The sequence below is a fragment of the Chryseobacterium contaminans genome (assembly GCF_001684955.1).
Classification (GTDB): domain Bacteria; phylum Bacteroidota; class Bacteroidia; order Flavobacteriales; family Weeksellaceae; genus Chryseobacterium; species Chryseobacterium contaminans.
In genome coordinates this window covers 1-5,947 of the sequence record NZ_MAYF01000109.1, presented here as the reverse complement: position 1 = coordinate 5,947, position 5,947 = coordinate 1, and the positions used below count along the sequence as shown (strand labels likewise).

Below are 5,947 nucleotides of genomic sequence, written 5' to 3'. Positions count from 1 at the left end.
TTGCATCCTCACTAAGAATAACTGCAGCGTTAGAAGTATAAGATTTTTTATTATCTACTTCTTTCAGTTGTATTTTTTGTTCAAAAAGTCTTACACAATCGTTTTTCAATACTGAGAATGTATATCCTGCAGATCCTTTACAACCATGTTTATCTTTGTCTGAACCAGCACCTTTTGGACTAAGTTGAGCTGAAACTCCGGAAGCGAACATTACAAGCGCCATTGCTGTAATAAATTGTTTTACATTTTTCATATATGCTTAATTTAATTAATGAATTTACTTATTTTTCTGATTATTTATTTCTGTTGTTGATTAAATTTTCCTTATAATTTCCCAACACTCCTTTACTTAATACTTTTATCATAAAGAGGGGCCATCATTGTGTTTTTAGAATTTTTACTGTTTTTTAGGCCATCTATTTTTCCGCCCCTCTTTTTTGGTTTTGCAAATGTTTTAAAAACTTATTTAAAAACCATAATTTTATCATACTACATTTATACCACATTTGCTGTTTATCCCCTAAATAATGGTGTTTATCGACAAATATCTATAAGAATGAAAGCTGGAAGCAGAAAATTATTTTAGGATAACAGAACTACCCTAAACGGAATAAATAATAAAAAACACGAATATTGCTGAATATTCGTGTACTACATATGCACAGTTTTACAGTGATTAAAAACAGGAAAAATTAATTTCTGACTAGCCTGTTTTTTCTACAGTTTTGTATTTATAAAGAATCAAAGAAAATAAATAACTCCTGTTCGGTGGGAACATTCAATTTTTTTCGTAATCTGTGTTTTTTCTGTTGTACAGATTTGTGTTGAATAAAGGTATATTCAGCAATTTCTTTTGAAGTGAAGTTAAGTTTTATCATGGCGCAGAATGTCAATTCTGAAGCTCCAAGTTTTGGATTGATCTCCAGAAGTCTCGGGCAAAACTCAGGATAGATTTCCTGAAATCTGGTTAAAAAGGTAGAATCATTTTTTTTCGCCAGGCTTACTAATTCTTCAAAGGAGTCATTGATCCTACTTTTAAGAGAAAGCGCTTCACTTTTGAACTCATTTTTCTTTTGTCGCAATGCCCTGTTATGCCGATAAAGTAAGATAAAAATAACCAATGATAAAATGACTATTAACCCAATATAAAGGTAAATTCTCTTCTGAAAACCATTAGATTCTTCGTCTTTATCACTCAGCATATGATCTATTGAAATATTGATGGCTTCATTCTGAATATTTTCCAATGCAGTTTTTTCCTCCGTGTACTTCTTCATAGCCTCTTCTTCTTTCTGAGGTTCATTCAGCATTTTATAGGTTTTGGCAATAGATTCATAAACTCCAGGAATATTATATAACCTATTGGTTTTACTGTAGTAATCCAATGCTTTATTATAATACTCCAATGCTATTTTATAATCCTCCAGAGCAAAATAATAATCTCCATAGGTAAGATCTACAAATGCACTCTGAACGTTCACCTTACCTGTATTGACGATCTTTGCAGAGGCTTTATGAAGATAAATGAAGGCAGAATCCCTTCTTTTACTATACATCAGATGATGTTTGGCTAAAAGTGTAGTCAGCAGAACTCCTTGCCCATCTATTCTTTTTCCTTTCTGTAAATAAATGTAAGCCGAGTCTGGATTATTTGCTTTATATAAAAAGTCTGCCCTGTTGGCATAGAGCCTATACAAATAAAATTTTCTCTTCTCCTGATCTGAAATACTTTTAAGGTAAAATAATCCTTTTGAATTTAGATCCAAAGCGCTTTTATAAAGGCCTATTACTGCATTCAGCTGAGCATGCTCCTGAAAAAGTCTTGCTTTTAAAACAGAACTATTAACCTTCTTGAGTTCTTTTTCAGCCAGAGAAAGATAAGAAAGTCCTCTTTTATAATTTCCTATGGTTGCCGAAATATTGGAGATATTGATATAGCAAAGAATGATGCCTTCCTTATAGTTCTTTTCTTGTGCCAAATTCAGATAGTCTTTATTAAGCCGGACAAGGTTTTCATAATCACCCTGAATACGAAGCGATTCCGTTTTTTTCAACAAAATACTGTCAAACTTCTGATGCGAAAATGTACCTTGGCTATAAACTGATCCACTGTAACACAGCAGGCATAAAAGAAAAAGTTTGTATGAATAAAATATTCTGTTTAATTGAGGAGGGAACATGTTTTTAATTATTTAAAGATAATCATTGTTAAACTTTAACCATTTACAACTACGTTATAAATAATTGACTGACAGCAAATTCCATTAATTCTAAATTTTATTATTGCGTTACAAATAGTATTCCAAATTTATTATATAGTTTCTCGTATAGATAAAAATCGATTACATATAACCTTACAAAAATTTAAGTTAACTGAGAATTCTATAATAAAAAGAAGCCACCTCAACCCTGAGATGACCCCGTATTTTATCTGAAAAGTCAAAGCATTATATTCCCGTCTCAATTTATTTTTTTAAACTCAATATGGGACATATTGGCTCCAGATAACATAAACCCTGTGATCATGTTCTTTTTGCCAAATTTAAAATCAAGCTGCCCAAAAAAAGATTTATGGGAATAGAACCTTTTATTACTTAATGGGAATAGCCTCACGTCCCGGTTTATGGCATGTTTCGCCACTAATTTACCATCTTCCATAACCAGATGATAAATAGTATTAAACTCATCATTCTTATAATACCCCGTAAATTGATTAAGATTCATTTTTTCACCTCTAGAAGGTGTTAATATTACTTTTTTACAATTGAATTTAAAATCTCCAACACTAAATATCAATGCTCCTTTTTGAAAAGTAACACTGGCCGTTGGAATGGCAGGTATATCAAACTTACGATCTCCTCTTACCATCAAAGGCTCCGGGCTGTTTCCCTGATAAAGTTTTTTTCCGTCTGATGTAATCTCGATATAATTTCCCGGATTAATCTCATACACTCCTGTAAAATCCTTTAACTCAGCAGAGGTATATTCCATTTTTTGAGGTTGTGGTGGAGCAATTTCATAATCCGCAAGAAAAACGTCAACCAACTTATACGCTATCAGCAAACCATCAAAAACACTTTTATTTCCGGCTAATACAATGGATAAATGATAAGCAGGAATGTGCAGAATATAGGATCTGTAACCGGCTGTTCCTCCACCATGGAAAACAATATCCAATCCTTTATATTTACCGGTTTGCAGGCCCAGCCCATACTCTACGGTCTCCCCTGTTGGCAAAATAGTATTTTGCTGCATTTTATTGTAAATTTCCCGATTCCCAATAATAGGTTTTTGAAAATTGACGGCCCACTTACAAAGATCATTCAAGGAAGTAAAGATATTGGAAGAACCATATTCCATCTGCCCCAAAGGCTGTCTTTTGAAAGTTCCGTTTTTTTCCTGATAGGACTCTGCTTTATTCGGTACTAATTTTTCAGGATCATCTACAGCCATAGTATGGTTCATCTGAAGGGGCTCAAAAATATATTCCTTCAGAATGTCATTAAAATCTTTTTTATAGATTCTGTGAAGAATTTCAGCCAGCAGCATAAAGCCGGTATTGTTATAACTGTATTGCTGTCCCGGGGGAAAATGTTGGTTTCTGATGGCAAGAACGGTTTTAACAGCTTCAGCATTGGTTACCCTGAATTCATCTCCAAATCCCTGCAGCCTTTTAATACTGGTAAAATCAGGCAAGCCATGGGTATGATTGGCCAATTGTCGGATCGTAATTTTATGAGGAAGATGCCTGAGTTCGGGAAGATATTTCCTGATATCGTCGTTGAGAGACAGTTTTCCTTCCTTTTCAGCAAAAAGCATTACAAATGCTGTAAACTGTTTGGAAACAGATGCAATATCAAACGCTGTAGAATCTTTGATAGGAATGCGGTCTTCAAGATTAGCCATTCCATACATTTTCCTGTAGATAACCTGCCCTTCCTTTATGATTCCTATGGCCATTCCCGGAGCGTTTTTCTGGGCATAGCTGCTTATCATGGAATCAGCTTTCCTGATTTTATCCTGGTTAGATTGGCCGGAGCATATTCCGAAATTTAACAAATAAAAAAGGAATAAAATAAATTGAATTGATCGCTTCATTGCAATTATTTTTTAATGATGAAGCAAATCTGGAGTTTTCTATCAATGTAAACATCCGATTATCGGAAGTCGGACTCTTTTTTTATTTAAAAAGAGTCCGATTTTAAATCGAACACCATTCAAACTATTGATTTTCTGTAATCTGTAGGTGTTTGATGGGTTTCTTTTTTAAAAGCTGTATAAAAAGATGATTTGGAATTAAATCCTACTTCATACAGGATTTCCAGTACAGTTAGCTGAGGTTGTTCTCTTAAAAGTACTTTGGCATCATTAATTCTGAACTCATTAATAAAGTCGAAGAAATGTTTACCGATATGTTGATTAATTAGCAAAGAAAGTTGTTTTTCAGGCATATTCATTTGTTCTGCCAATTTTTGCAACGTCAGTTTATCATCCAGATATGGTTTTTCAGTTTTCATAAAATCCAGTAAAGGTTTCAGCTTTTCCGGCTCATTTCTTATTTCACTTTCCGATTGTATGGGTTCCAGATCTTTATCTATTCCGGAAAACAGATTAGGACGATATAAAGCATTCAATACAAACCAACTGATAACAAATAATACAAAAAGAGACGAAAAGGTATATAAACCCATCAAAATACTATTATCATCTTTCACAAAGCCTCTCAACAGCACAAAGAAATTACCAATCAAAAAAATAACAGTAGTCTGAAACAACCATTTATAAGTGAGATGATGATTGTTTGAATAATTCTCCCGATACACTTTTCTGAAAGTCCCCAGTACCCAAAATACAGCAAGAATATAACAGTAATACTGAACAATTGAAACAATATCAAACCATTGATCTGTCTGTTTTGAAATGCCAAAAATACTGAATAGGGAGAAAAAAAATAAAAATGGTACGGCATGTAAAAGATGTTTTCTCTGAAGAACAAAGTTATAGTAACATGCAGCATTAACGTAAAGATAATACAGGGGCATCTGCAATAAAATACTGGACACTTTCAACCCCTGAATTATATTGTTTTCAGGTGGTGACAGGAAAAACCCGGAAAGGTCAATTACAGAAACGAGAAGAAATGCTGCAAATAGATAATTCGGAAGTTTCCTTTCTGCTTTCACTGTAATAAGGAAAAAACTCAGCAACAGAAACAGAAAAAAAATAATTTTGCCTATATCGTTTACCATACGTTGTTGTAATGATTACAAAATAAAATATTAACTTTTTAATTTTTCCACTTGAGAAAACCATTCTTCATATACATCCTGTGCTGTTTTGATCTTATCGTGAGTAAAAGTTTTATCGTAGCTAAAATCACTATTGAACTTATCGGTTTTAGGATGATAAACCAACTTAAACATAACCGGAACTTCACGCCCATCGTTTTTAAATAGCTCTTCTATACTTCCTAAGATCTGATTGCCTTTATTCAGCATCGCAAAAGCTATTTCCGGGCTGATGGCATACTGCATATCAGATACTTCATTTACTTTATGGGACTTTACCAGATATCCATTGATCTCATAAAATACTTTATAAAAATAACCGGTTTCTATTAATCCGATAACATATACAGCATCTACTTCTTCTGAATTATTGTTGACAAATTCAAAACCTGTTTCAACCAGTTCTGCAAGGTATTTTTGAAATTCGTTATCAAAATGATTCATATTCTGATGATTTACAATTGCATCAGTTAAGATAGCAAAATTTGGTCATTCAATCTTCAATATATTTGAAAGACAATTTTCCTTACAAATCATTCCTGACGATTACCATAATATTTCCGTAAATTTGGGCATTATCAGCCTGTCAGTATGCAAAACAGGTGACACAACTTCATTATGGATACAGATATTATTATTTCTCAGCTGACAGAGCATTT

4 protein-coding genes and 1 pseudogene are annotated in these 5,947 nt (G+C 33.1%); all 5 read right to left on the bottom strand.

Annotated features, from left to right (window positions below):
* A pseudogene (locus tag BBH99_RS07830) lies at nucleotides 1–253 on the bottom strand (hypothetical protein); the annotation flags it as partial.
* Nucleotides 254–731: 478 nt separating this feature from the next.
* On the bottom strand, nucleotides 732–2,054 hold the full coding sequence (locus BBH99_RS07825; RefSeq protein ID WP_123873066.1) for a helix-turn-helix domain-containing protein: 1,323 nt from the start codon (nucleotides 2,052–2,054) through the stop codon (nucleotides 732–734).
* Nucleotides 2,055–2,460: 406 nt separating this feature from the next.
* Nucleotides 2,461–4,098 carry a serine hydrolase domain-containing protein gene (locus BBH99_RS07820; RefSeq protein WP_066694231.1) on the bottom strand — a complete coding sequence of 546 codons (1,638 nt, stop codon included), beginning with the start codon at nucleotides 4,096–4,098 and terminating at the stop codon, nucleotides 2,461–2,463.
* Nucleotides 4,099–4,217: 119 nt separating this feature from the next.
* Entirely contained in the window at nucleotides 4,218–5,249 is a 1,032-nt protein-coding gene (locus BBH99_RS07815) for a helix-turn-helix domain-containing protein (protein ID WP_066694229.1), read from the bottom strand.
* Nucleotides 5,250–5,279: 30 nt separating this feature from the next.
* Entirely contained in the window at nucleotides 5,280–5,732 is a 453-nt protein-coding gene (locus BBH99_RS07810; RefSeq protein ID WP_066694227.1) for a hypothetical protein, read from the bottom strand.
* Nucleotides 5,733–5,947 lie beyond the last annotated feature (215 nt).

What these genes read in the sequence shown, in the direction of transcription:
- BBH99_RS07810 (WP_066694227.1), bottom strand. Translation starts at nt 5,732, where the DNA reads ATGAATCATTTTGATAACGAATTTCAAAAATACCTTGCAGAACTGGTT.
- BBH99_RS07820 (WP_066694231.1), bottom strand. Translation starts at nt 4,098, where the DNA reads ATGAAGCGATCAATTCAATTTATTTTATTCCTTTTTTATTTGTTAAAT.
- BBH99_RS07815 (WP_066694229.1), bottom strand. Translation starts at nt 5,249, where the DNA reads ATGGTAAACGATATAGGCAAAATTATTTTTTTTCTGTTTCTGTTGCTG.